Origin of the sequence: Halorussus pelagicus, assembly GCF_004087835.1 — an archaeon.
GTDB classification, from domain to species: domain Archaea; phylum Halobacteriota; class Halobacteria; order Halobacteriales; family Haladaptataceae; genus Halorussus; species Halorussus pelagicus.
In genome coordinates, this window is record NZ_CP035119.1 from 59065 (window position 1) to 83623 (window position 24559).

Here is a 24559-nt window from a genome sequence, read left to right on the forward strand (position 1 = left end):
TGCACGTAGGAACCGATTTTTCCGACGCGACGACGCAGAGCGGGTGGTCCGCGTGAGCGACGCCACCCTGTACGACAAGGTATGGGAGCGCCACAAGGTGACGGAACTCCCGACCGGGCAGGACCAGTTGTTCGTGGGTCTTCACCTCATCCACGAGGTGACGAGTCCGCAGGCGTTCGGGATGCTCCGCGAGCGAGACCTCGAAGTCGCCTATCCGGAGCGCACCCACGCCACCGTGGACCACATCGTCCCGACAGAGGGACGCGACCGACCGTACGAGGGCGCGGCCGAGGAAATGATGGCCGAACTGGAGGAGAACGTCCGCGAGGCGGGCATCGAGTTCTCCAGCCCCGACACCGGAAATCAGGGCATCGTGCACGTCATCGGCCCGGAGCAGGGACTCACCCAACCCGGCATGACCGTGGTCTGTGGCGACAGCCACACCTCGACGCACGGAGCCTTCGGCGCGCTGGCGTTCGGCATCGGCACCTCCCAGATTCGGGACGTGCTGGCGACCGGCACCGTGGCGATGGAGAAGAAGGACGTGCGCCGGATTCGGGTCACGGGCGAACTCGGCGACTGCGTCGAGGCCAAAGACGTGATTCTCCAGATAATCCGGCGACTCGGCACCGACGGCGGCGTCGGCTACGTCTACGAGTACGCTGGCGAGGCCATCGAAAACCTCGACGTGGAGGGTCGAATGAGCATCTGTAACATGTCCATCGAGGGCGGCGCTCGCGCGGGCTACGTCAACCCCGACGAGACCACCTTCGAGTGGTTGGCCGAGACCGACGCGTTCGCGGACGACCCCGAGACGTTCGAGGAGTTGAAACCCTACTGGGAGTCTATCGCGTCGGACGACGACGCCGAGTACGACGACGAGGTCGTCATCGACGGCGACGACCTCGAACCGATGGTGACGTGGGGCACCACGCCCGGACAGGGCGTCGGCGTCACCGAACCGATTCCCGAACCAGAGGACCTGCCCGCGGACAAGCGCGACACCGCCCGGCGCGCCCAAGAACACATGGGCGTCGAACCGGGCGAGACGATGGACGGCTACCCCATCGACGTTGCCTTCCTCGGGTCCTGCACCAACGCGCGCCTGCCGGACCTCCGGCGCGCGGCCCGTCTCGTCGCGGGTCGGGAGGTCCACGACGACGTGAAGGCGTTGGTCGTTCCGGGAAGTCAGCGCGTCAAGGCCGCCGCCGAGGCGGAAGGACTGGACGAAATCTTCGAGGACGCGGGTTTCGACTGGCGCGGGGCCGGATGCTCGATGTGTCTCGGGATGAACGACGACCAACTGGAGGGCGACGAGGCCAGCGCCTCCTCCTCGAATCGGAACTTCGTCGGGAGACAGGGGAGCAAGGACGGCAAGACCGTGCTGATGAACCCCCGGATGGTCGCGGCCGCCGCGATTCGCGGCGAAGTGACCGACGCACGGCAACTCGACGAGACCGCCGTGGCCGAGGAGGTGCGAGCGTGACCGACATCGAGACGGTCGAGCGCGCCTCTGGCACCGGGATTCCGGTCCGGGGCAACGACATCGACACCGACCAGATAATCCCCGCCCGGTTCATGAAGGTCGTGACCTTCGACGGTCTCGGCCAGTTCGCGTTCCACGACCAGCGATTCACCGACAAAGACGAACCGAAGGACCACCCGTTCAACGAGGACCGGTTCCGGGACGCCTCGGTCATGGTCGTCAACGCGAACTTCGGCTGTGGCTCCTCGCGCGAACACGCCCCGCAGGCGCTCGTGCGCTGGGGCATCGACGCCATCGTCGGCGAGAGCTTCGCCGAAATCTTCGCGGGGAACTGCCTCGCGCTCGGCGTGCCGACCGTCACCGCGAGTGCGGACGATATAGAGGCGCTTCAGAACTACGCCGAGGAGAATCCTGACGCCGAAATCGAGGTGGACGTGGCGGCCGAGACTGTCCGGTACGGCGAGACGGAAATCGACGCCACGGTCGACGACGCCCAGCGCAAGGCGCTGGTCGAGGGCGTCTGGGACACCACGGCGCTCCTCAAATCGAACGCCGAGGCGGTCGCTCGGACCGCGAGCGACCTGCCCTACGTGGAGGGTGCGGAATGACCGACAACGACTCGGCGGACGCGACCGCCGCCGACCCCGAGCGAATCGTCGTGATTCCCGGCGACGGCATCGGTCGAGAAGTCGTTCCGGCGGCCCGCGAAGTGCTGGACGCCGTCGAACCCGACTTCGAGTTCGTGGAAGCCGAGGCCGGTGACGCGGTGAAAGACAAAACCGGCGCGGCGCTCCCCGAGGAGACTCGGCAACTCGCGGCGACCGCCGACGCGACGCTGTTCGGCGCGGCGGGCGAGACCGCGGCCGACGTTATCATTCCACTCCGGCGCGCGGTGGACTCGTTCGCCAACGTCCGGCCGGTCCGGGCCTACCCCGGCGTGGACGCGCCGAATCCCGAGACCGACCTCGTGTTCGTCCGCGAGAACACCGAAGGCGTCTACGCGGGCCACGAGTCCGAAATCGCGCCCGGCGTGACCACTCTGACACGGGTCGTTACCGAGGATGCTTCCGCAGAAATCGCCCGTTACGGCTTCGAGTACGCCGCCGAGCGCGACCTCTCGGTGACTATCGCCCACAAAGCGAACGTGATGCGGACCACAGACGGTCTCTTCTTGGAGACTGCCCGGTCGGTCGCCGAGGAGTTCGACGTGGCCTACGACGACGCGCTGATGGACGCGCTGGCGATGCACCTCGTCGCCCGCCCCGAGGAGTACGACGTGGTCGTCTGCCCGAATCTCGCTGGCGACGTGCTGTCGGACCTCGCGGCCGGACTGGTCGGCGGTCTCGGTCTCCTCCCGAGCGCGAACGTCGGCGACGAGCGCGCGCTCTTCGAACCGGTCCACGGCACCGCGCCCGACATCGCTGGCGAGGGCGTCGCCAACCCGAGCGCGACGATGCTGTCGGCCGCGATGCTGTTGGAGTATCTTGGCTACGACGAGTCGGGCGAGCGCGTGCGCGCCGCGGTCACGGGGACGTTGGCGTCCGGTCCACACACGCCCGACCTCGGCGGCGACGCGACGACGAGAGACGTGACCGACGCGGTGCTGTCGAGGCTCTAGCTGGCGGCTTTCGACCTATCGAGAATCGAACCGACGCGGCGCTGTAACGGTGCTGTGACGGTGCTGTGGCGGTGCTGTGGCGGTACTGTGTTCGCAGCACTCAATGATTCAGGATTTGTCCCGAACGGTTACCGGAGCGGGTCACGCCCGCCGATGAGGTTCGTCGTATCTACCTCGTCCGCTCGTGCGCCGCCTTTCTTGACCTCTGTCGCAGTCATGCACTCTAGACAGCCAAAGACCTCGTTGTGGTTGTTTCCGAAGACGCGAGCGAAGTCCCGCGTGACGAACGAGCCACAGGACTGGCAGCGGTTCTCGGCCATCGTGTCGTCGCCGTTGGTGAGTCTGTTGTCGGTGGTGGTCATGATTGCGCGATAGATACACACAATCCTATCCACTTTGTTATCCAGTACCTACACCCCCGTAACCAACGCTTAGCGCCCCCGGTAACCGGCTGTTACGCGGGGTATCGAATCCAGGTGATTCGGAAAACGTACCGCTGGTTTAAGTCGTCGGCGCGTCGAAGCCCCCGAGACACACCGACCCTGCCCGGTGGCTTAAGAGGATTGGTGACATACCTCGTGGTGATGCCCACAATCGAACTCGACGAGGAGACCATCGAGCGTCTGGACAGTCTTCAGGTGGAAGACGAGTCCTACGACGAGATCATCGTCGAACTCGTCAACATCTACGAGGCCGAGGAGCGCACGCTGTTCCACGGCGGCGACTACAGCGGCGACTGACCTCGTCCGGCGTCGCGCGCGCCTACCGCTCGACCAGTTTCGTCTCGCCCGCTCGGACCGTCTGGCCGCGCTCGACGGCCACGTCCGCGAGGTCCACCTCGGGCGGCAGGAGAAGGTCTACGCGACTGCCGAACGAGATATGGCCGAGTCGCTCGCCGCGTTCGAGTTCGTCGCCGGGTTCGACGTAGGGGTGGATGCGCCGGGCGAACGCGCCCGCGATAAGCGTCACGTCGTGGTCGGCGAACCGGACGTGCAGTTTCTCGTTGTTGTCCGACTCCTTCGAGAACGCGGGCCGGTGCTTGCCGGGTTCGTGTTCGACCGACTCGACGCGGCCGCCGAGGGGCGCTCGATTGACGTGAACGTCGGTGACGTTCATGAAGACGCCGACCCGGACGCGGGTGTCGGTTTCGCTCCCGTCTTCTCCGTTTCCGTCCTCCGACTCGTGTTCTTCGTCCCGAATCACCGACACCCGGCCGTCCGCGGGCGCGAGGACGCCGGATTCGGGCGAGGTCCGGTCGGGGTCCCGGTGGAACAGCAGGGCACCCGCACTCAGGAGCGGTCCCGCGAGCGTCCACCGGCGCGTCCACCGCTTCGACCGCGAGCGGAGCGCGGCCGGAATCGCTAGCGCGAGCGCCAACAAGGCGTAGCGCCACGCGCCCGGCGCGAACCGGTTCGAGGCGTTCGGCGGTCGCTGGCCGCCGGAGTCGCCGGACTCCTCGATCTCTTCTCCGCCCGTCATTCGGCGGCCGCCTCTCGGACGCGTTTCCACTTGCCCTGCGCTTCGAGGCGCTCTTGCAGTTCGCTCGCGTACTCCTGTGTGAGTCGGTCGGCCGCTTCGAGGCGTTCTTGGTCCACGCCGTCGTCGCCCCCGAGACCCAGCGCGTCCTTCACGGAGTCGAAGACGCCGCCTCCGGTGCCACCACCGCCACCGCCGCCGCCCGCGACGGAGTTCATCTGGTCGCGGATGTTGTCGAGTTCGGGCATCACCTGCTCGACTTTCGAACTGTCGGCGACGAGGCGCGCCCGGTCGTCGTCGCCGGGGTTCTCTATCTCGAACTCGACGGCGGTCATGATGAGACCCCACTCCTGGCGAGAAAACTGCGAGTCCGTGACTTGCTGTGCGAACTCCTGATCGACGGCCATCCGGTCGCCGACGATGAGGTCCTGCCACGCGCGTTCGGTCATGTCCGAGCAGTTAGGTTGCAGGAAGTATGAGGGTTTTCCTACTCGGCGTTGGTTCGAGCGAAAATCCGCGGCTCCGCGAGCGGTCCTTTTCAAGAAAAACGCCGAGTTCGCGCTTCGACGCCCGGCCTCAGAACGCGCCGCTCTCGACGGTCACGTCCGCCGCGAGGTCGGCCTTCAGCGCGTCGTGGACCTTACAGAGTTCGTCGGCGCGTTCGACGACCTGTTCGGCCTCGTCGTCGTCCATCTCGGTCTCGGTCCGGACCGTGAACTGGACCGCCGAGAGTTTATCGTCGTCGTTGAGGTCTCCGGATACGTCGATTTCGATGCGGCCGAGGTCGCCAACGTCGCGCTGTTCGCCGCCGACGCGGAGCGCGGGGACGTAGCAGGAACCGTAGGCCGCAAGCAGAGATTCGAGCGTGTCGGGTGCCGACTCGCCCGTCGCGTCGAGAGTGACCTCGAAATCTCGAATCTGGTTCTCGGCGGTGTACCCCTCTTCGGAGACAGTTGTGACTTCTTTCGTCATGCGGCCGGACGTTCGGCCGCCAGACTCCTAAGGTTTGCTCATGGGCGAGGAGTCCGTACGTCGCTCACGCTCGGGGTCGCCAGCCACGCAGGAATGCGACCGAAAGCCCGCCGACCGAGAGACCGAAGGGGATGCTGACGGTTCGGACGACCAGCACGGCGGCGGCGGTCGCCGCGGCAGGCGCACCAGTGACCACGGCGACCGCGCCGCCGAGCGCGCTCCCAACGAGAAACCTGGCTACTCGACGCATCGTTGTTTCATGCCCGAGAGGCAACGCGACGGCCGGTTTACGGTTTCTATGATTTCTATATACTCCTACATATACTCTCGGAGCGGAAACGAATCGCGGTCGGACGAGAGCGGCGGCGGTTCCGCACCGCAGACCCTACAGTCGTCAGTAGAGTTCTTCGCCGAGGTCGAACGTCTCCTCGCCGTCGAGATTCTTCACGTCGGCGTCGCTCCCGGTGCCCGTGACCTCCTTGCGGAAGTCCTCGGGGTCCTGCTCGATGGGCGGGAAGGTGTCGTAGTGCATCGGGAAGGCGTAGTCGGCGTCTACCCAATCGACCGCGATGGCGGCCTGCATCGGTCCCATCGTGAAGTGGTCGCCGATGGGCACCGCGGCGGCGTCCGGTTCGAGATACGGGCCGATGACCTCGCGCATCTCGGTCTGGAGCGAGGTGTCGCCCGCGTGGTAGAACGTCTGGCTCTCGGCGTCGCTGACTTGGGTCGGCTTGGTGTCGCTGACGACGAAGCCAGCGGGCATCCCGCCGGTCGCGCCGTAGCTGGTATCCATGCCGTTGGTGTGGTCGGCCCGAACCATCGTGACGAAGGCGTCGTCGCACTCGACGGTCCCGCCGAGGTTCATCCCCATCCCGCCGACGGCCTCGAAGTCGCCGAACTCGTCGCGGCAGTAGCTCACGACTTCGGGGGTAGCGACCAGTTCCGTGCCCTCGTAGCGGTCCACGTCGCCGATATGGTCGGCGTGGCCGTGGGTGAGAAGCAGGTAGTCGGGGTCGAGTTCCTCGGGGTCGGCGTTCGTCTTCGGGTTGTCGAAGAACGGGTCGATGAGCAACTCCGTGTCGCCTACCTCGACGTGCCACGTCGAATGGCCGTACCAAGTGAGCTTCATGTGCGGGCGAATCTACACCCGGTTGGCACTTAAAGAGTGGTGAGGAGTCGCTACGACGATTCGAGCAGTTCCCACCCGACCGCGTTCCGGAGCAACCAGTCGAGGGTGAGTCCGACCGCGACGACGGCCATCGAAAAGACGACGAACAGGCCGACCAACTGCGCGTTCTCGCCAGCGGTCGGGGTCAACACGAACCCGAGAGCGAACAGCATCGAGGCCATGAACAGAATCGGGAGGACGAACCACTTGACGACCCAGTGGTCGTCCAGATAGCAACTCGCGCGACGGAGTAGGTCACTCATGAGTTTTCACTAGATTGATATTTCGTCGTCGCGCGTTGTAAATGGATTCACTCTCACAGTTAGCTCGCGGAACCGCCAGTCTCCGACGCGAGTCCTTGAGTCGCCACCGTTTCCCCCGACACTTGGACATGGCAACCCCTAAGTTTTAGGCCGACCTAACTCAGCCCGAATGGAACTGACTCGTCGGGATGCGCTGGTCGCGCTCGCTGGCGGCGGGGCGGCGGTCGGCACGGGCGCGGTCCTTTCCGGAGAGTTCGAGGGCGCGACCCCCTTCGCCGACGACCCCGCGCCGGAAGACCGGATGGACGCCCTCCTCGCGGTCGCCGATATCGTCTACCCGGCCGAACTCTCGGGCGTCGAGGAGTTCGTCCGGACCTACGCGCTCGGCCGAGTCGAGGACCGCCCCGACTACCGCGAGGGGATGGTCGAGGCGCTTTCGACGCTCGACGAGTACGCCGAGTCGTGGTTCGGCGACGACTTCCTCGGACTCGACGCCGAGACGCGCGAGACGCTGCTCGACCAGATGGGCGTGGACACCGCGAGACCGAACCCCGATGGCTCGGACCCCGACCGGGTGCGTTACTACCTCGTCAACGAACTGCTGTACGCGCTCTACACCTCGCCGACCGGCGGGGAGTTGGTCGGCACCGAGAACCCGCAGGGCCACCCCGGCGGCACCGCGAGCTACCAGCGAGGGTCCCGGAAATGACCGAGCGCGAGCGACGCGCTCCGTCGGAGCGCGCCGACGTTTGCGTCGTCGGCGCGGGTCCCGCGGGCGCGCTCGCGGCCCACCGCCTCGCCGAGCGCGGCCGCGACGTAGTTATGCTGGAGGCGGGCGAGCGCTTCGACTTCGAGGACCGCCAGCGCCGGATGGAGCGCGCGATTCGGCCCGGTCACGGTCCGCTGTCGGTCTGGGAGATGGGCGGCGAGCGCGACCGATTCACCGCTGGCGACGGGCGGTTCTACCCGCTGAACGCCGCCCGCGTAAAGGGCGTCGGCGGCACGACGCTCCACTGGCAGGGGATGGTCATGCGCTTTCACGAGTCGGACTTCGAGGCGTGGCCTATCGACTACGACGACCTCCGGCCCTACTACGCCGAGGCCGAGCAAGCGCTCGGCGTCGCGGGCGCGGACGATAACCCCTACGCGCCGCCCCGCGAGGAGCCGTTTCCCCTGCCTGCGTTCGCGCCCTCCCACAGCGACTCCATCTTCGCGGAGGCCTGCGAGCGACTGGGAGTGACGATGCACTCGGTGCCCAACGCGCGCAACTCCGAGGGCTACGACGGCCGGAGCGCGTGCGTCGGATACGGCACCTGCAAGCCGGTCTGTCCCTCCGGGGCGAAGTATTCGGCGGACCACCACGTCGAGAAAGCCGAGGAGGAAGGCGTCCGGGTCGTCACTCGTGCGCCGGTCCAGCGACTAGAACACGACGATGCGGGCGAGCGCGTGACCGCGGCCGTCTACGCCACGCCGGACGGCGAGACCCACCGACAGGAGGCCCGCGAGTTCGTTCTCGCGGCGGGCGGCGTCGAGATCCCGCGCCTGCTGTTGCTGTCGAACTCCGAGCAGTACCCTGACGGACTAGCCAACTCCTCGGGCGCGGTCGGCCGGTACTTCATGGACCACCTGTTCGCCGGGATGGGCGGCACGCTGGACCGCGAGACTCGCCAGAACCACGTCGGGTTCATCACCAGCGAGTGCCACCAGTTCTACGACGCCCCGACCCGCGGGACGGAGGGGAGAGCGGGCGGCGTGCCCGAGTGGTCGAGAGAACGCGGTGAACCGAAGCCAGACAGCATCAAACTGGAGTTTTTGAACTACGCCGGACCGTCGCCGGTCGAGATGGCCCTCTCGGGCGAGGAGTGGGGCGACGACCTGCTCGAAACTCTGCGGGAGGGGTACGGCAACTCCATCGCTATGGGCGGACTTGTCGGCCAGCGCCCCCAGAAGGAGAACCGCATCGAACTCGACCCCTCGACCACCGACGACCACGGGAACCCGGTGCCGAAAATCCACTGGCGCGTGGACGACCGGACGGAGGCGAGTCTCCGGCGCGCCAACCGGATTCAGCGCGCGATTCTGGACGAGTTGGGCGTCGATATCTCGTGGACGGTCGGCCCGGCGGACACCGGCCCGGCGTTCCACCACATGGGTACGACCCGGATGGGTGAAGACGCCAGCGAGAGCGTGGTGAACCCGCAACTGCGGACCCACGACCTGCGGAATCTGTCGGTGGCGTCTTCGAGCGTCTTCCGGACCAGCGGGGCGCTGAACCCGACGCTGACCATCGCGGCGCTCTCGCTGAAGGCGGCGGACCACATCGACGAACGACTGTGAGACGGGGTTTGGTGTCGTGTTCGATTCGGTGATGGAGTTGTAGGCAAGCCGTCAAAGTTAGCAGTTGCCGACGCCGAGCGATACGGACTGAACGTTCGAGAGAAGCTAGCTACTGCCGACGCCGAGGAGCCACCGCAACGACCTCACACCTCCCCAACCGATTGCGTTGTCTGCGAACCACGTTCACAGATCAGCGAGACGCGTCACGTCTCGCAAGCCTCACTACGTTGCGCTACTCATCCCTCGCGCGGAACGGCGCGGCGCGTTCGCGCCGCGCCCGCACGCGCCGGTCAGAAATCGAACTATCGCTCTTGCAGACCTTTCGCCGCTTCAGCGCCCGTCGATTCGCGTGCCGGGGGTCTCGCCTGCGAGGAACGCCCGGAGGTCGTCGGGACCGAAAATCGTCGCGGGCGCGCCGAGGTCCAGCAAGGCCCGAACCTTCCCGGCCATCCCGCCGGTCACGTCGGTCGCGTCGCTCTCACCGAGGAACCGGGCCACCTCGTCGTAGGAGGCGATTTCCGGAATTACGGCGTCCTCGTCGTCCAACACGCCGGGGACCGTCGAGCAGAACCCCACGCAGTCGGCCGCGATTCCCTCGGCGACGGCCGTGACCACCTCGTCGCCGCTGAGAATCGTCACGCCCTCGCACGCGTGGGCTACCACGTCGCCGTGGAGAACCGGCACGAACCCCTCGCCGAGCATCGTCTCGACCTGCTCGGTCATCAGCGAGAGGGCGGCCGACTCGTCGCGGCGGGCCGCCGAGAACGGATGGACCGGCACCGCGGGCACGTCGCGGTCGTGGAGGCGCGCCAGCACGAAGTCGTCGAGCGTCTTCATCGCGCCGTGGATTTCGACCGCCGCCCGAGCGTCGCCCGACCCCTCGGTCTTCGAGACGCCGTGTTCGCTGGCGTGGTGGTGGCCGAAGCTTCCGCCGCCGTGAACGACGACGAGGTCCGAAATCTCGCCCGACGCGAGCGCGTCGGCGACGGCGTCGGCCGCGCGGTCCAGCGCCGGACCGTCCAGCGCCTCCCGGCGGTCCTTATCCGTGATGACGCTCCCGCCGAGTTTGAGGACGGTCGTCGGGGAGTCGCTCGCCGTCATGGTTCCTCCGCGCGAACGCCGTCGGTGTCCAGTTCCGCCCGAAAGGCGTCCTCGCAACCGGGCGTGTACCGGAGCGCGGTCTCGGTGCTGTCCGTGGGGTCAAGCGCAACGATACACCCGCCGCCGCCCGCGCCGGTCAGTTTGGCTCCGTGCGCGCCAGCGTCCCTCGCGGCCCAGACCATCTGGTCGAGCGACCGCGAGGAGACCCCCAGCGCCTCCAGCAGGCCGTGGTTGAAGTTCATGAGTTCGCCGAGTTCCGCTATGTCGCCCGCGACGAGGGCCTCCTCGCCGCGGCGCACGATGTCGCCGATGCTCTCGACGGTGTCGGCCGCGAAGTCGTACTCCTCGCGGAGCGCCCGGACGCCCGCGACGAGCTGTCCGGTGTCGCCCGCGCCGCCGTCGAACCCGATGACGAACGGCAGGTCCGGGGCCTCGATGGCCCGGCAGTCGTCGCCCTCCACGCGGACCGCGCCGCCCGTCGCCGAGCAGAAGGTGTCGGCGCGCGACGCCTCGCCGTCCTGCACTTCGAGTTCCGCGCGATAGGCGCGCTCGGCGATTTCTTCGGTGGAGAGTTCGACGCCCAACTCGCGCGCCCCGGCGTCGATGCCCGCCGTCGTGACCGCGGCGGAGGACCCCAACCCCGCGCCGAGCGGAATCTCGCTCTCGACGGTGATGTCGAATCCGGCGTCGGGTTCGCCCGCGGCGTCGCGGGCCTGCTCGACCGCGGCGTCGATGTAGCCGATTCCGGCCTGCACCAGCGACTGCGCTACGTCCACGTCGGGACCGCCCTCGGTTCCGTCGCTGTACTCGACCGTGAACCCGTTGAGACTCAGGTCCTCGGCGTGAACTCGGATGCGGTCGTCGTCGCGCGCTTGGACGGACACCCGCGCTCGGCGCTCGATGGCGCAGGGAACCGCCGGTTCGCCGTAGACGACCGCGTGTTCTCCGAACAGGTAGACCTTGCCCGGAGCGCTCGAAACGACCATGTCGGGCAGTTTCGGACGGGAGGTTAATTCGTTTGCGAAGGCGGCCGGTCGAGAAACGAAATCGAACGCTTGGAAGACGAGTGAGAACCCGTCGCACCCCTGCGACTCTCGGCACAACGGCTAACTTACCGGGTGGCAAACATTCGGGTATGAAGCTACGAAACCTCGCGGCCGGAATCGTCGGTGGTCTCGGAGCCACCGCGCTCGGCAACCGATTGCTCTCGTGGAAGTCCGGCGACCTCGACCCCGCGCTGGAGGGCGACCAGCGCACCTACCGCTGGCGCGGGTTCGACGTGGCCTACACCGAGGCCGGAGACCCCGAGAACCCCGACGTACTCCTCCTGCACGGGGTCCACGCCGCGGCCTCGAACAAGGAGTTCGACCAGATATGCGACCAACTCGCCAAGACTCACCACGTCGTCGCGCCCGACCTGCCCGGATTCGGGCGCTCGGACCGCCCGCCGCTGACCTACTCCGCGGCGCTCTACACCGCCTTCGTCACGGACTTCGCCGAGGACCTGACCGAGGACGCCGCCTGCGTGGCCACCTCGCTGTCGGGAGCCTACGCGACCTTGGCACAGCACCAGTCCCGACCGTTCTCGCGGCTCGTGCTGGTCGCGCCGACCGGCGACACCAGCCCGCGCCGGACGTGGCTCCGGTCGCTGTTCCGGTCGCCGCTGGTCGGACAGGGGCTGTTCAACCTCCTGACGAGCAAGCGCTCGCTCGACTTCTTCGACAACCGTGAGGCGTACTCGACGGAGGCGTCCTACACCGAGCGCGACGTGAACTACCAGTGGCAGACCGCCCACCAACCCGGCGCGCGCTTCGCGCCCGCCTCGTTCGTCTCGGGCTATCTCGACCCCGACGTGGAACTGGGCGAGGAGTTGGCCGCAGTGGACGTGCCGGTCACCATCGTTTGGGGCCGCAATGCGACGGTCTCGCCGCTGGAGAAAGGCGAAGAGTTGGCCGAGCAGGCCGACGCGAAACTCGTCGTCTTCGACGCCGCGAAACTTCTGCCCCACGCCGAGCATCCCGGTCCCTTCCTCGAAGTGCTGTTGGACGAACTGACCGAAGAAGAGCGCGAAACCGGAAGTAGCGTCACGACGCAGTAGCGCGCCAGAAAACAGGATTCGACCGAGCCAATACGCGATTCAGGCGACTCGGAAGACGACCACGCGCTCGCCCGCCGTCTCGTTCTCGCCGATTCCGACCGAAACCTCGGTGCCGACCTCGATTTCCGCGGTCTCGCCACCGCGAAGTTGACCCGTCAACCGAACCGCGCCGAAATCGACAACCGCGGTGACGTAGGGCGCGTCGTCGGCGAACGACGGCGCGGGAACGTGGACCTCGGTGTACGTCTCAATTTCGCCGGTCTCGGGGAGCGGCGTCTCTTCGAGGTCGGTCGCCCCGCAGTGCGGGCAGACCCGGCGGGGCGGAAGCGAGCCGTGACCCTCGGGGCACTCCAGATAGAACCCCTCGCCCGCCTCGATAGCGTCGAGGAAGTCGTCGAAGCCCTCGTCGCGGACCGGTTCGCTCTCGTTCTCGCTCATCGGTCCACCTCCAAAACGTGAACCGTGGTACTCGCCACCGTGCCGCCCGCGTTGTGGGTCACGCCCACGTCGCCGGGCACGGCGTCGCTGTTGGGGTGGTCGCCCCGGAGCAGTCGGGTCATCTCGACCACTTGGCTGGTCCCCGTCGCGCCGACCGGGTGGCCCTTGGCCTTCAGGCCGCCCGAGAGGTTGACCGGTCGGTCGCCGTCGCGGGTCGTCTCCCCGCGGGCCGCCGCGCCGATTCCCTCGCCGGGCGCGTAGAAGTCCAAGGCTTCGAGCGCCAGCACTTCCGCGATGGTGAAACAGTCGTGAACCTCGGCGACCGACACGTCCTGTGGCCCGATTCCGGCGTCGTCGTAGGCCTCCTCGGCGGCGCGCTCGGCCGCAGGGGTCCGGGCGAGGAACTGGCGGTCCTGTAGCGCCATCTTGTCGCCGCCCTGTCCGGTGCCCGTAATCGAGACCGGCGCGTCGAGGTCGTGTTCGTCGGCGTACTCGTCGCTGACGAGGACCACCGCGCTCGCCCCGTCGGTGATGGGGCAGGCGTCGTAGAGACCGAGAGGGTCGGCTATCCGCGGCGCGTCCAGCGCGTCCTCGACGGAAATGGCGCTCTGGAACTGCGCGTACTCGTTGTCCAGCGCGTTATCGTGGTTCTTCACCGCAATCTCCGCGAGGTCCTCTTTGCTTCCGCCGTACTGCTCGAAGTAGGCCTGCGCCATCAGCGCGTAGGCCGCCGGGAACGTCATCCCCGCCCGAACCTCGTAGAGGTCGTCGGCGGCGATTGCGAGTGCTTCGGTCGTCCCCGCGGTCCCGAGGTTGTTCATGCGCTCGGTCCCGCCGACGAGCAGTACGTCTACCTCGCCGTTGCGCACGTCCTTGACGGCTTCTCGGACCGCCACGCCAGAAGAAGCACACGCGCTCTCGTAGCGGGTCGCCGGAGCGGTCAGTCCCGCGGCCTCGGCCATCAGCGGGCCTTGGTGGCCCTGATGCTCGCTTAACTCCCCCATGAAGTTGCCGTAGTTCAGCTGCGCCACGTCGGTCCGGTCCACGCCCGCGTCGGCGAGCGCGCGCTCGCTCGCCTCGGCGAAGAGGTCCCGGCCGGTCCGCTCGGGATGCTTGCCGAAGTGGGTGAGACCGACCCCTGCGACTCGTACGCCTGTCATACATCTATCTTCGTGATGGACTGTTAAGAAAGGCTTCGGTCTTGCGTCTCGTGCGTCCGTCGAAAGAAAACCCCGACGACGCCGAGCGCCCCGATTTCGAGCGGTGGGCCGCGGGACGAAGCGGCCGACGCACCCGCGAGTTGAATCCCACATTCGTGCATAATTTAGCCACCTCTAAGAGCAACCTTTACACTCCCTTGTCTACATCTTCCGGGTATGAGCGAAACAGTCCTGCTGGTCGGTGGCGGCGGGCGCGAGCACGCAATCGCCCGCGCGCTCGGCGACAGTGACACAGACCTCTACGCCTGCGCTGGCAACCGCAACCCCGGCATCGCGGCGCTCGCCGAGGAGTTCGAGACGCTGGAGACGACCAACCCGAGCGCGGTCGTCGCCTACGCTGAGGAAGTCGGCGCGACGCTCGCTGTCGTCGGTCCCGAGGGACCGCTCGCGGCGGGCGTGGCCGACGCGCTGGACGACGCCGGAGTGTACGCCTTCGGCCCGAACGAGACCGAGGCCCGCATCGAGACCGACAAGGCCTATCAGCGCCGGTTCATGCGCGAACGCGACGTACCGGGCTGTCCGGACTTCGAGACGTTCGACGACATGGAGGCGGCTTGTGAGTACATCGACGAGTACGACGGCGACCTCGCCGTGAAACCGGCGGGACTCACCGGCGGGAAGGGCGTCCGCGTCATCGGCGACCAAGTGACCGCCGAGGAGGCCAAAGAGTACCTGCGGAGCGCCGACTACGACCGCGTGGTCCTCGAAGAGCGACTGGTCGGCGAGGAGTTCACCGTCCAAGCGTTCGTAGCCAACGGCGACCTTCGCGTGACCCCCGCCGTACAGGACCACAAGCGCGCCTACGAGGGCGACGAGGGACCGAACACCGGCGGGATGGGAAGCTACAGCGACGCGGGACTCGAACTCCCCTTCATGGACGAAGAGGACTACCGCGAGGCCGTCGCGGTGTTGGAAGCCACCGTCGAGGCGCTGGACGACTACAAGGGCGTCCTCTACGGTCAGTTCATGCTCACCGCGGAGGGCGTGAAGGTCGTGGAGTTCAACGCGCGCTTCGGCGACCCCGAGGCGATGAACACCCTGCCCGTCCTCAACACCGACTTCCTCGACGTGCTGGTCGCCGCCCGCGAGGGCGAGGACCTGCCCGAACTCTCGTTCGCGCCGAAGGCGACGGTCTGCAAGTACGCCGTGCCGGAAGGATACCCCGAAGACCCGAAAGCGGGCGCGAAAGTCGCGGTGGACGAAGAGAGCGCAGGAGACGCCCTGCTCTTCTACGCCAGCGTGGACGAGCGCGAGGACGGCATCTACACGACGACCTCCCGAGCATTCGCCGTCGTCGGCGTGGCCGACACCATCGCCGAGGCGGAGGAAATCGCCGAGGACGCCCTCGGTGTCGCTGGCGAGGAGGGTCTCGACGTGCGCCACGACATCGGGAAATCCGACCTCGTGCAACGGCGTATCGACCACGTAGCAGACCTGCGCGGCGAGTAGACGCCGAGTTCGCTCGGTCAACTCCCGCTTGATTCCCGACAGGCGACCCATAACAAACGCCCTTCTGGCCGTCTCGGTGACCATGCCTCCATCCAGCGACGGCGACCCCCGACTGACGCCCGACCAAGCGTTCGACCTGCTCGCCGACGGGAAGCGACGGCGCGCGCTGGCGGCTCTCCGGGAGTTCGAGGACGCGGTGAGTCTCGACCGACTCGCGGGGGCAACCGCGGCCCGACTCGAAGACGCGGCCCCCGAGGACGTGACGGCCGACCGGCGCGAGCGAACCGCGGCGATGCTCCACCACGCCCACCTCCCGAAACTGGAAGACGCCGACGTGGTGTCCTACGACCCGATGGCTGGCGAGGTCGAACTGACCGAGACTGCCGAGGCGTTAGAGCCGTATTTTGGAGTGTTGGAGAACTACCGGGACTCCGACCGGTTCGACTAGCTACTTTCAAGACCGAACCCCACCAAATCCAGTCCGTGCCCGACGACACCGACGAGCGAGACGCCGACGCGACGCGCCGCCACGACCGAATCGCCCGCCACGCCACGCCGGGACCGGGCAACTCCCTCCGGTCGTGGACCCGCGCCAAGAGTCCGCTCCGGGTCGCGCTGAACTACGTCGTCATCGTCCTCGCGCGCATCTCGCCGAGTCTCAAACTCAAGAGCTACCTCCTGCGCTCCATCGGCGTAACCGTGGGCGAGGGCGTCTCGTGGGGGCTGGAATCGACGCCGGACGTGTTCTGGCCCGAACTCGTCACGGTCGAGGACGACGCCATAATCGGCTACGACGCGACGATTCTCTGCCACGAGTTCCTCCAAGACGAGTACCGGACCGGCGAGGTCCGAATCGGCGAGCGCGCCATGGTCGGCGCGGGGGCCGTCATCTTGCCCGGCGTCGAAATCGGCGCGGGCGCGAGCGTCGCGGCGAACTCGCTGGTGACCGAGGACGTGCCGCCCGGCGAAACCGTTGCCGGAGTCCCCGCCGAACGGATGGGAAGCGACGAGTCGCCCGACTGATTCTCACCTCGAAAAGACGAACCGCCGGACGGCCAACTCCGTGACTCCGACCAGCGCCGTCGCCGCGACCGACAGCGGTCCGAACAGAATCACGTAGAGACTGAGCGGGTCGGACTCGCCCCGGACGCTGAGAAACGGCGGGAGAATCAACGCGGTGACGGCGAACAGCGCCGCGAGCGGGACGACGAGTCGCCAGCGAGCGTAGCCGTAGTACGGAATCGCGGCCTGCGCGCCGAGGATGATGGCTCCGGCCAGCACCCACCCGAGGGCGGTCAGCGGGTCCGCGGTCATTCCGGCGACGAAGGCGTCGGTCGCCAGTCGAGCGCCGACCCACGCCCCGAGACAGACGACGGCGTAGGCGAGTCCGCCGCCGACTGCGACGACGCGGGACCGGGGAAGCAACTCCCGAAAGCCGTAGGGCGCGGCGGCGACGAGCGCACCGACGGCGCACGCGACCGCGAACGTCAGCGCGTCGCTTCCCAACACGGGGTCGGGCGTGCCGGGCATCGAATCAGTCCCGTATCCGGACGACGCCCTGCTCGAAGACGCGACTGTTCGGGACGATGTACTCCTCGCCGTCGTTCTCGATGCGCGTGACGAACACGTCTACCTCCTGTACTATCCCTCGGTCGTCGCCGACTTGCACCTCGTCGCCGATGCCGTACGGTTGATTGAGCAGGAGGTAGACGCCCGCCGCCGACGACCGCAGGAGGTCCCAGAACGCGACCGCGCCGAGGAGAATGACCGCGAAGACGTAGGCCGCCAACAGGATGTATAGGGCCTCGATTGCGACCCCGACCTGTCCGAGCGCGATGAGGGCGGCCAGATAGACGATGGTGTATTTGACCAGTCGCGGGATGACGCCGACCTCCGGGAGTTTGACCGACCGCAGGCGCTCGCCGACGACGAGTTCGGCCTTGTCGGCCACGACGAACCCGACGATGAACACGAGGATGGCGATGAACAGGTCAGGGATGAACGAGAGGACGCCGCTCCAGAACAACTGGGCGCTCAGGAGGTCGGCGACGTTCAGCGCGATGAGCACGACCACGCCGTAGATGAACCACGAACTCAGCCGCGAGACCAGCGCGACGGTGTCGGTCCCGAGGCTCTGGGCGGTGCGCTCGAAGGGCGTTCGTTCGACCGCTTCGGGGACCCCCGCGGCAGTCAGTAGACGCTGGTTGAGTCGGCCGATAAGGTTGCCCGCCGCGAGACCGACCACGAGGATGAGCAGGGCCAAGACGTACTGAAAGTCATTTCGGAGGAGCGCGTCCCACTGGACCTGCAAGACCGGCATCAATACTCCTCCGGGTCGAGTTCGAGGACCAGTTCACCACCCTTGAACGCCCGGACCAATCCGTCGCTTTCCGAGAGAACGATGGCCGTCGCGTTGGTTTCGCGGGTGACGGCACCGGCCGCCATGTGGCGCGCGCCGAGACCCTTGGGGATATCGACCCCCTCTGCCGAGGGTTCGAGATAGCGGTAGGCGGAGACGATTTTGCCCGCGTCGCTGATGACGAATGCGCCGTCGAGCCGGGAGAACTCCTTGAGCATCACGTTCACGATGGGGTCGCCGACGTGGACGTGGGACTTCTCGAAGGGGTTGTAGCTGAGCGGCCGGGACTTGTTCATCACCTTCCCGGCGTCGCCGACGACGAACAGCGCGCCGACGGGCTTGCCCTTCTGACCTTTATTCCCGAGTTCGATGGCGACTTCGAACACGTCGCGGATGACGCCGGGGTCGCCCCGCGAGTTGGCGAACAGGTCGTAGACGCCCGAGTGAATCGAGTCGCTGGCCCGCGCTCGGACGACGCTGTCGCTCCCCTCCTCGAACATGCTGACCGCGCAGACGACGACGTCGCCGTCCTCGACCAGTCCTTGTTCCATCCCGCCCTCGATGCCGAACCGGATGCGGTCGCGCACGTCGTCGAACTCCAGTGGCAGTTCCACGAACGAGTCTGCACCGACGGAGTTCTCGGAAGCGACGACCACCAGTTCCACATCGTCGCCGAGGTCAGCGTACCGGTCGTAGTAAGAACCGCTCGGCGAGAAGAGGAAGACGGCGTCGGCGTCCTCCGTTACATCCCCCAAGAGTTCGGTCAGGTCAGCCATTACCCGAAACGACTCAGCGACCGGAGAAAAGGTTTATGGGGAGATACGTAGCAGAGTTGTAACGTCTCGTCTCAGCGCGACCCGACTGGCACTCGGAGTCGGCGCGGCCGACCCCGGAAACCTCGACGGACGACCGCACTACGACTGCCCTTTGCCGTCGTCCGCGCGGTCGGCGTCGAACTCCTGCTTGCCGTCCACACCGGTCACGACTGACTCGACGCCGCCGAACGTGTCGGTCTCCCGGCGGTCGGACCCGTCGCCCGAGTTGGTCGGTGCCCCCGCGCCGAACACCGCGAGCAGTCCGAGTGCGTACGCTCCCGCGGCGACTGCCGGGAGTTCGCCGAGGCGACCGTTCCACCCCGCCGTCCAGAAGAGTGTGACACCCGCCACCGCGGTCGCGGTGCCAGCGCCCGCGAGCGACCGAGACCTGTCGGCGTCGGGCGTCCGACCGAACAGCGCGAGAAAGCCAGCGAGCAGGGAGACGGAACCGAAGAGGACGCCGAGTCTGAGCGCGCTCGCCTTCCCGACGCCGAACCCCGCGACGAGGCTAGCGGTCGCCGCGACGAACCCGACGACGGCCACCAGACTCCCGGCGAGCAAGAGCGTGGCCCGACCGACCGCTCGCCAGCGGGCCGCCCGGTCGTTCCCGGTATCAGACATGTGTGGCTCTATACGTATAGATGCGGCAAAAGAATGTCGGGGAGTCTCACTACTGATATTTTCGTCGTGATGAGTGGGTATTGGTTACGGTTATCAAGCTCAGGTCGTCGTGGACCGAGGTCGGTCGGCTCTCTCACGAACGTCGATTACTGGTGAAAATGCGCGGGAGCGGATTCGAACCGGAGCAAGACGTTCCTGCTCGCTTCGCTGCGCGGGCGTGCGACTTGCAAGGCTCGAATCCTCACCGAAGCGATTCTCAGCAGTCAGTACGATGCGAGCAGACGAACTGCTCGCGGTACGGTGGTTTCTGAAAATATGCGGGACCGGATTCGAACCGGAGCGAGACGTTCCGGGCGTGCGGCCCTGCGGGCCGGTCCGGGCGTGCGACTCGCAGGGTTCGAATCGGTTCTGCTCTGCTCACTTCGTTCGCTCATGCGCGGGACCGGATTCGAACCGGCGGACCCCTACGGGATAGCGTCCTAAGCGCTACGCCGTTGGCCAGGCTTGGCAACCCGCGCGCAGTTCCACGTTTCCGCGAGGGCGACAAGAACCTGTCGTTCTCGCGGAGCGCGATTCGTCGCGCGACGACTCCGACTGCGAGACGCTTATGTGAACTCGGTCGCAATCAGCGGTCGTGTATCGGGCACGCGACCACGTCGAAAACGAGCGCTGGCTCGCCGAAATCGAGCAGTGCGCCGACCGACTCGACCTCGACACCGACGCGCGCTCGCGGGCGACCGACCTCTTTCTCTCGACGGTCTCGGAGTGGGACGCACCCGACGAGCGAGACGCCGACTCGCGGCGCGCCGTCGTCGCCGCCAGCCTCTACGCCGGGTCGCTCATCGAGGGCGACCAGCGTTCGCAGGGCGAGGTGGCCGATGCCGTGGGTGTCGCGCGACTGACGATTCAGCAACGTTGGAAGGCATTGTTGGAGGAGGCCGGTCTGCAACCGCCGTCGTGGTAGGTGAGAAACTGCTTATCGCTCCGCGTTGCGCCCCTCGCGCTCGGGCGTGAGATTCCCTTCCGCGTCGATTTCGCCCTTCACGATGCGGGTGCTGGAGATGATGTCGCCGTCCGCGGCCGTGACGTGCGGGACGACTTCGACTTCCAGCGGGTCGAACCCACGCTCTCGGCGAATCTCGTTGATTCGCTCCGCGCCGTCGGTCGTCTCGGGCGAGACCACCAGCGCGTCGAACTGCTCCTCGGTGGCGATACCCGTCGGTTCGGTCAGTTCGCGGACCTCGAACTCTCGGTCGTGTTCGTCGGCGAACTCGGCCAGCACGGTCTCCAAGTCGGCCTTCCGCTCGTCGAACGGGCGGACGTACCGGTCTTCGTGGCGCGTCTTCGGCGCGAGATGGTCGGTAGTCAGACCGACCGTCACGTCGCCGAGTTCGAACGCGCGCTCGAACAGCGCGCGGTGGCCGTCGTGGACCGGGTCGAAGGTCCCGCCCAAGGCAACCCTCATACCCCCGCGAAGGGCACCCCGCGGCTTAGTGCCTTCGGAATAGCGACCGGACGGTGGGTTCTCACTCGTCGTTGGTGTCGTCCGATTCGTCGTCGCTCGTTTCGTTGCTATCCGCTTCTCGCCCGTGTTCGGCCTCGTCGTCGCCGTCTGCGCTCTCTTCGTCCTCGACGCGGATGCTTACCGGTTCGCTCGGCTCGGTCTCCACGCGGGTCTCGGACTCGGTGTCGAGGTGGTCGTCAAGGTTGAACACCGTGTTCAGTTCGTCCTGAATCTGTCCGGCGATGCCGCCCACGAGGTCGCTCGGCGCGATGGCGGTGTACTCGTAGGGGTTGTTGCCCGCGCCCTCGCTCTCGCGCTTGCGGCGCTCGACTTTCTCCTCGTCGTGGAGTTCGGCCAGCGATTCGCGGACCGTCGAGGGGTAGAGACCGGTCCCCTCGGCGATTTCTTCGCTGGTGCTGTGGGGGTGCTGTCGGAGGTAGACGTAGATTCGCGCCCGCGTCTCGGTGTCCAGCACCCACGAGAGCAGGTCCACGATACCTTGGTCGAACTGGTCAACCGCGCGGTCGGCCTCCTCTTCGAGGCGCTCGCGGCCCTTCGAGAGTCGGTCCTGGTCGGTCTCGACCGATAGCTCTTCCTCATCCGCGACCTCGACGTTGACCTCCTCGGTGAGGTCGCCCTCCTCGTCCACGTCGAGTTCTTCCTCGGCAGACACGTCGTCGTCCACGTCGTCGGTTTCTGTCTCTTCGACGGTGTCGTCCTCGACGTTCACGTCGATATCGTCGTCTGTATTTTCTCCGGACATGTCCTCTCTACGAGGACACAAGCCGCGGGCGAGTAAAAACCTTGCTTAGAGCGGCGGCGCTTCCGTCTTCGGCGGTCTCGGTCCGGACGCCGTCGTCACTCTCGCCGGAGAACCAGCGACTCGTAGAGGGCGGCGACGCCCTCCTCGTCGTGAATCCGGCGCTGGCGGGTCGCGCCGCTCTCGCCGTCGTAGATGTCCCGAATGCCCGAGACGCCCAATCGCTCACACTCCCGGTCAACCACTTCGCCGAGGGAGACGACGCCGTCGCGGTCCCGCCGGATGAACTCCGCGTCGTGACCGTAGCGCATCGCGCGCCACTTGTTCTCGTCCAGCAGTTCCCGCCGATGGCGATACGCCGGGTCGCCATCTTCGGGGCGTCGCCCGCTCCGGTGGGCCGACCACGGGTCCGCGCTGTCCTCGTAGCGCGCCGCCAAGTCCTCGACGAGCGCGTGGGTGTACTCCACGAAGGCCATCACGCGGTCGGGGTCGGCCTGCCCGTCGGGCGTCCGGACCTCGACGGTGCCGAGACCGGTGTGAGGTCGCACGTCGTACCAGAGTTCGCCCCGGTCGGCGATGGACTCCGAGCGCAACATCGTCTTCTCGAAGGCGGCGAAATCCTCGTAGGAGTCGAAACAGGTCGGCATTCCGGTGTTCGGGAGCGCCTCGAAAATCTTCGCGCGGGCCGACCGGAGACCGGTGTCGAAGCCGTTCCAGTACGGCGAGTTCGCCGACAGCGCGAGCATCACCGGGATGTACCACCGAATCTCGTTGGCTATCCAGACCGCCTTGTCCGCGTCGTCCACGCCGACGTGGACGTGCAGGCCCGCGGTCGTGTTCCGGTGTTGGGGATACCGAATCCTGTCGAGTTGGGCGCGGTAGCGTTCCTTCTCTGCGTGTTCGAGTTCGCGCCACTTCGCGCCGGGGTGGAGACCCGCCGCCGCGATTCGGAATCCGCCAGCCTCGGCGTGGTCCACGAGCGCGTTCCGGACCGAGATGAGATGTTCGCGGGCGTTCGCCAGTCGCTCTATCTTCGGCGTCTGGGTCTCGATGACGCACTTGAATAGTTCGTGGTCGAGTCGTCCGTCGAGCAGTTCGGGCGGGTCGCGCTGGTAGACGAGTTCGTCGGTGCCCGAGGTCGGGCGTCCGCGCTCATCGACGACGTAGAACTCCTCCTCGATACCCAGCGTCCCCATCTCTGCAAAACTCTCAGCCGAACCCGAGTCCATTTCTCGGAGTTTCGTAATCCGAGGTGTAAATAGTTCCGAACCCGGCAGGGTCGGGCGGAGATAGCGAGGTCGGACGGGCGGATGCTGGCCGCCCAACCCTCGCTGAGAACCCCCTGCGCGCTACCTCGGCCGGGCGACGACGCCGAGGTGGTCGTCGTGGTACGGTTCGAGTCGAGCCGTCTCCAGCACCTCGTAGCCCTTACGGAGGTCGGCTAGCGCCTCGTCGAACACGTCTTCAGGGTCGCTGGCAACGTCCTCGCTCCGGGCCTTGATGGCCGCCAGCAGGCGGCCGTCCTCGCTGAGGAATCGGCGATTCTCGACCGCGACGCGGGCCTGCCCGCGGGTTGCCACGTCCTGCACGATGGCGTCTACGTCGGTCTCCACGACGTGGGCGTAGCTCTCTGGCTTTCGCGCGTCTTTCAGCAGGGGAAAGAGGTTCCGGCGGTCCTCGGCGACGCCCACCAAGTCCCGGACGGGCCGGGGCGCGAACTCGACGGCGTAGGTCGGTCCCGCAAAGTCCGCGACGTGGCTCACCGTCGTCCCGCTGGCCGCGCCGAGATAGAGGACCGTCTCGCCGCCCGCGAGACCGATGTCCATCCCCGATTCGAACATCGCCGCGAGTTTCGAGCGCCCGGCGTCCCAACAGCGCCACCCCTCGTCGGTCGGTTCGCCGTAGACCGGTTCGCCGCGGGTCGCCAGTCGCTGTCGGCCGTCGAACGCGCGGCGTTCGACGCCCTCGGGGAGGTCGGTCATGCGTCGCCTCCCTGCTGTTCGGGTTCGCCGTCGTTCTCGCCGCGAATCTGGTCCATCCGGCGCTGTAGCTCCGCGTCGAGTTCCGGCTTGCGCTCGCCGGAGTAGTGGTCGATGCGGGCCGCGATGGTGAGTTTTCCGGCCAGCGTCCGCGCGGCCGACCCGCGCTTGTCCGGACGGGTCCCGCGGACGAACTCGTGGGTGAAGATGACGCCGTGCTTGGGCGAGGGCGCGTGGCCCCGGAGATGCGCGAACAGCGAGTCCTCCGCGCCGAGGACCTGCACGGTCCCGGAGGGTTTCTTGGCCAGCGATTCCAGTCCGCCAGCGAGCGAGATGAGTCGCGCGGCCAGCACCGGCCCGGCCAGCGCGGCGAGGTTCGGCGACACCTCGGGCGTCTCGCGTTCGATGAATTCGCGCAGTTCGTCGGATTCGTCGTCCAACTCGGCGACTCTGCGGGCAAGCGAAATCAGGCGCTCGTCGGTCGCCGACTCGGGGTCCCGGTCGGCCAACTCGCGGGCGTACTCGACGCCGGTCCCGGCGTCGGGGTAGCGACTGCCCGCCCACTCGGCGACGCGCTCGGCGAGTTCGTTGGCCTCGGCCGCGGCGTCGTCCATCGCGCGGACCGCGTGGACCAGTTGTTGGTCGTCGGCGCGCTCGCGCTCTGCCGCCCCCTCGCGGGCGGCCCGGAGCGTCGCCTCTCGGAGCGCGTCGTAGTAGTCCTCCTCGGTGTCGGCGAACCCGGACTCGACGGCCCGCGCGGGCCAGTCGGCGGGCGCGTCGGCCCGACCCTCGCGTATCCGGGCCGCGCCCGCCGCGGTGTCGTCCGGCGCGACCCCCTCGAACCACCCGCCGCCGTCGGTCTCGGGGCGAGTTCCATCTTCGGTCATGCCCGAGG

The 24559-nt window shown here is 67.2% G+C and carries 31 protein-coding genes and 1 tRNA gene; 11 read left to right on the forward strand and 21 right to left on the reverse strand.

All coding sequences use genetic code 11. The features are described 5' to 3' along the window. Positions 1 to 52: 52 nt before the first annotated feature. The 3 genes from leuC to EP007_RS00340 are packed head-to-tail and all read left to right on the forward strand — an operon-like array spanning position 53 to position 3104. Positions 53 to 1486, forward strand: coding sequence for a 3-isopropylmalate dehydratase large subunit (leuC, locus tag EP007_RS00330; protein WP_128475753.1), 1434 nt, complete (start codon positions 53 to 55; stop codon positions 1484 to 1486). Beyond that, the gene (gene leuD / locus EP007_RS00335) at positions 1483 to 2094 is read left to right on the forward strand and encodes a 3-isopropylmalate dehydratase small subunit (RefSeq protein WP_128475754.1); all 612 of its coding nucleotides are present in this window, start codon (positions 1483 to 1485) and stop codon (positions 2092 to 2094) included. The genes leuC and leuD overlap by 4 nt, the downstream gene beginning before the upstream one ends. After that, on the forward strand, positions 2091 to 3104 hold the full coding sequence (locus EP007_RS00340) for an isocitrate/isopropylmalate dehydrogenase family protein (RefSeq protein WP_128475755.1): 1014 nt from the start codon (positions 2091 to 2093) through the stop codon (positions 3102 to 3104). Before leuD ends, EP007_RS00340 begins: the two co-directional genes overlap by 4 nt. Positions 3105 to 3232: 128 nt before the next feature. On the opposite strand, the gene EP007_RS00345 is transcribed toward EP007_RS00340, so the two are convergent. Further along, positions 3233 to 3466 carry a DUF7563 family protein gene (locus EP007_RS00345; RefSeq protein ID WP_238398193.1) on the reverse strand — a complete coding sequence of 78 codons (234 nt, stop codon included), beginning with the start codon at positions 3464 to 3466 and terminating at the stop codon, positions 3233 to 3235. Between the two features lie 222 nt (positions 3467 to 3688). On the opposite strand from EP007_RS00345, the gene EP007_RS17230 reads away from it, so the two are divergent. Continuing rightward, positions 3689 to 3844: a DUF7557 family protein gene (locus tag EP007_RS17230; RefSeq protein ID WP_166035386.1), complete on the forward strand. Its 156-nt coding sequence runs from the start codon at positions 3689 to 3691 to the stop codon at positions 3842 to 3844. A 22-nt stretch (positions 3845 to 3866) separates the two neighbouring features. Here the strand turns inward: EP007_RS17230 and EP007_RS00350 are convergent, their stop codons facing one another. The 6 genes from EP007_RS00350 to EP007_RS00375 all read right to left on the reverse strand — a co-directional run bounded on the left by EP007_RS00350 (position 3867) and on the right by EP007_RS00375 (position 6983). Then, a complete protein-coding gene (locus tag EP007_RS00350) occupies positions 3867 to 4583 on the reverse strand; it encodes a protein sorting system archaetidylserine decarboxylase (protein ID WP_128475756.1) in 717 nt (238 codons plus the stop codon). Continuing rightward, a complete protein-coding gene (locus tag EP007_RS00355) occupies positions 4580 to 5029 on the reverse strand; it encodes a DUF5799 family protein (protein WP_128475757.1) in 450 nt (149 codons plus the stop codon). Before EP007_RS00355 ends, EP007_RS00350 begins: the two co-directional genes overlap by 4 nt. A 127-nt stretch (positions 5030 to 5156) precedes the next feature. Next, positions 5157 to 5552, reverse strand: a complete 396-nt coding sequence (locus EP007_RS00360; protein ID WP_128475758.1) for an OsmC family protein — start codon at positions 5550 to 5552, stop codon at positions 5157 to 5159. Positions 5553 to 5616: 64 nt separating this feature from the next. Then, positions 5617 to 5802: a hypothetical protein gene (locus tag EP007_RS00365; RefSeq protein ID WP_208023511.1), complete on the reverse strand. Its 186-nt coding sequence runs from the start codon at positions 5800 to 5802 to the stop codon at positions 5617 to 5619. A 144-nt stretch (positions 5803 to 5946) separates the two neighbouring features. Continuing rightward, positions 5947 to 6681 carry a metal-dependent hydrolase gene (locus EP007_RS00370; RefSeq protein WP_128475759.1) on the reverse strand — a complete coding sequence of 245 codons (735 nt, stop codon included), beginning with the start codon at positions 6679 to 6681 and terminating at the stop codon, positions 5947 to 5949. 50 nt (positions 6682 to 6731) lie between these two features. Continuing rightward, entirely contained in the window at positions 6732 to 6983 is a 252-nt protein-coding gene (locus EP007_RS00375) for a hypothetical protein (RefSeq protein WP_128475760.1), read from the reverse strand. Positions 6984 to 7152: 169 nt separating this feature from the next. Here EP007_RS00375 and EP007_RS00380 point away from each other — a divergent pair, with 169 nt between their 5' ends. Beyond that, on the forward strand, positions 7153 to 7692 hold the full coding sequence (locus tag EP007_RS00380) for a gluconate 2-dehydrogenase subunit 3 family protein (RefSeq protein WP_128475761.1): 540 nt from the start codon (positions 7153 to 7155) through the stop codon (positions 7690 to 7692). Beyond that, entirely contained in the window at positions 7689 to 9320 is a 1632-nt protein-coding gene (locus EP007_RS00385) for a GMC family oxidoreductase (protein ID WP_128475762.1), read from the forward strand. The genes EP007_RS00380 and EP007_RS00385 overlap by 4 nt, the downstream gene beginning before the upstream one ends. 330 nt (positions 9321 to 9650) lie before the next feature. Here the strand turns inward: EP007_RS00385 and EP007_RS00390 are convergent, their stop codons facing one another. Together EP007_RS00390 and mvk are read right to left on the reverse strand one after the other, a co-directional pair. Continuing rightward, positions 9651 to 10421 (reverse strand): isopentenyl phosphate kinase, encoded by a 771-nt coding sequence (locus EP007_RS00390; protein WP_128475763.1) that lies wholly within the window; start codon positions 10419 to 10421, stop codon positions 9651 to 9653. Then, positions 10418 to 11407, reverse strand: a complete 990-nt coding sequence (mvk, locus tag EP007_RS00395) for a mevalonate kinase (RefSeq protein ID WP_128475764.1) — start codon at positions 11405 to 11407, stop codon at positions 10418 to 10420. The genes EP007_RS00390 and mvk overlap by 4 nt, the downstream gene beginning before the upstream one ends. Before the next feature lie 149 nt (positions 11408 to 11556). Here mvk and EP007_RS00400 point away from each other — a divergent pair, with 149 nt between their 5' ends. Further along, entirely contained in the window at positions 11557 to 12519 is a 963-nt protein-coding gene (locus EP007_RS00400) for an alpha/beta fold hydrolase (protein ID WP_128475765.1), read from the forward strand. A 39-nt stretch (positions 12520 to 12558) separates the two neighbouring features. Here the strand turns inward: EP007_RS00400 and EP007_RS00405 are convergent, their stop codons facing one another. Then, entirely contained in the window at positions 12559 to 12957 is a 399-nt protein-coding gene (locus tag EP007_RS00405; RefSeq protein WP_128475766.1) for a Zn-ribbon domain-containing OB-fold protein, read from the reverse strand. Next, positions 12954 to 14117, reverse strand: a complete 1164-nt coding sequence (locus EP007_RS00410) for a thiolase C-terminal domain-containing protein (RefSeq protein ID WP_128475767.1) — start codon at positions 14115 to 14117, stop codon at positions 12954 to 12956. The genes EP007_RS00405 and EP007_RS00410 overlap by 4 nt, the downstream gene beginning before the upstream one ends. Positions 14118 to 14333: 216 nt before the next feature. Here EP007_RS00410 and purD point away from each other — a divergent pair, with 216 nt between their 5' ends. The 3 genes from purD to EP007_RS00425 all read left to right on the forward strand — a co-directional run bounded on the left by purD (position 14334) and on the right by EP007_RS00425 (position 16649). After that, positions 14334 to 15626: a phosphoribosylamine--glycine ligase gene (gene purD / locus EP007_RS00415; protein ID WP_128475768.1), complete on the forward strand. Its 1293-nt coding sequence runs from the start codon at positions 14334 to 14336 to the stop codon at positions 15624 to 15626. Positions 15627 to 15708: 82 nt separating this feature from the next. Then, positions 15709 to 16074, forward strand: a complete 366-nt coding sequence (locus tag EP007_RS00420) for a DUF7344 domain-containing protein (protein WP_128475769.1) — start codon at positions 15709 to 15711, stop codon at positions 16072 to 16074. 35 nt (positions 16075 to 16109) lie between these two features. Beyond that, a complete protein-coding gene (locus EP007_RS00425) occupies positions 16110 to 16649 on the forward strand; it encodes an acyltransferase (protein WP_128475770.1) in 540 nt (179 codons plus the stop codon). Positions 16650 to 16652: 3 nt separating this feature from the next. Here EP007_RS00425 and EP007_RS00430 read toward each other — a convergent pair whose 3' ends face one another. The 5 genes from EP007_RS00430 to EP007_RS00450 form a co-directional block, all read right to left on the reverse strand. Next, on the reverse strand, positions 16653 to 17156 hold the full coding sequence (locus EP007_RS00430; RefSeq protein WP_128475771.1) for a hypothetical protein: 504 nt from the start codon (positions 17154 to 17156) through the stop codon (positions 16653 to 16655). 4 nt (positions 17157 to 17160) lie between these two features. Next, on the reverse strand, positions 17161 to 17946 hold the full coding sequence (locus tag EP007_RS00435) for a mechanosensitive ion channel domain-containing protein (RefSeq protein WP_128475772.1): 786 nt from the start codon (positions 17944 to 17946) through the stop codon (positions 17161 to 17163). After that, entirely contained in the window at positions 17946 to 18761 is an 816-nt protein-coding gene (gene dacZ, locus EP007_RS00440) for a diadenylate cyclase DacZ (protein ID WP_128475773.1), read from the reverse strand. The genes EP007_RS00435 and dacZ overlap by 1 nt, the downstream gene beginning before the upstream one ends. A 138-nt stretch (positions 18762 to 18899) precedes the next feature. After that, on the reverse strand, positions 18900 to 19421 hold the full coding sequence (locus tag EP007_RS00445; protein ID WP_128475774.1) for a DUF7139 domain-containing protein: 522 nt from the start codon (positions 19419 to 19421) through the stop codon (positions 18900 to 18902). 433 nt (positions 19422 to 19854) lie between these two features. Then, positions 19855 to 19939: transfer RNA gene (locus EP007_RS00450), tRNA-Leu, on the reverse strand. Positions 19940 to 20055: 116 nt separating this feature from the next. Here EP007_RS00450 and EP007_RS00455 point away from each other — a divergent pair. After that, positions 20056 to 20385, forward strand: coding sequence for a transcription initiation factor IIB family protein (locus EP007_RS00455; RefSeq protein WP_128475775.1), 330 nt, complete (start codon positions 20056 to 20058; stop codon positions 20383 to 20385). 12 nt (positions 20386 to 20397) lie between these two features. Here the strand turns inward: EP007_RS00455 and EP007_RS00460 are convergent, their stop codons facing one another. The 5 genes from EP007_RS00460 to EP007_RS00480 form a co-directional block, all read right to left on the reverse strand. Beyond that, positions 20398 to 20886 (reverse strand): phosphopantetheine adenylyltransferase, encoded by a 489-nt coding sequence (locus tag EP007_RS00460; RefSeq protein WP_128475776.1) that lies wholly within the window; start codon positions 20884 to 20886, stop codon positions 20398 to 20400. A 61-nt stretch (positions 20887 to 20947) separates the two neighbouring features. After that, complete coding sequence (locus tag EP007_RS00465; RefSeq protein WP_394346051.1) at positions 20948 to 21598, reverse strand: helix-turn-helix domain-containing protein; 651 nt, start codon at positions 21596 to 21598, stop codon at positions 20948 to 20950. Between the two features lie 185 nt (positions 21599 to 21783). After that, positions 21784 to 22914: a glutamate--cysteine ligase gene (locus EP007_RS00470; protein WP_128475778.1), complete on the reverse strand. Its 1131-nt coding sequence runs from the start codon at positions 22912 to 22914 to the stop codon at positions 21784 to 21786. Positions 22915 to 23034: 120 nt separating this feature from the next. Continuing rightward, a complete protein-coding gene (locus EP007_RS00475) occupies positions 23035 to 23667 on the reverse strand; it encodes a fibrillarin-like rRNA/tRNA 2'-O-methyltransferase (protein ID WP_128475779.1) in 633 nt (210 codons plus the stop codon). Then, positions 23664 to 24551, reverse strand: coding sequence for an NOP5/NOP56 family protein (locus EP007_RS00480; protein WP_128475780.1), 888 nt, complete (start codon positions 24549 to 24551; stop codon positions 23664 to 23666). Before EP007_RS00480 ends, EP007_RS00475 begins: the two co-directional genes overlap by 4 nt. Positions 24552 to 24559: the final 8 nt, after the last annotated feature.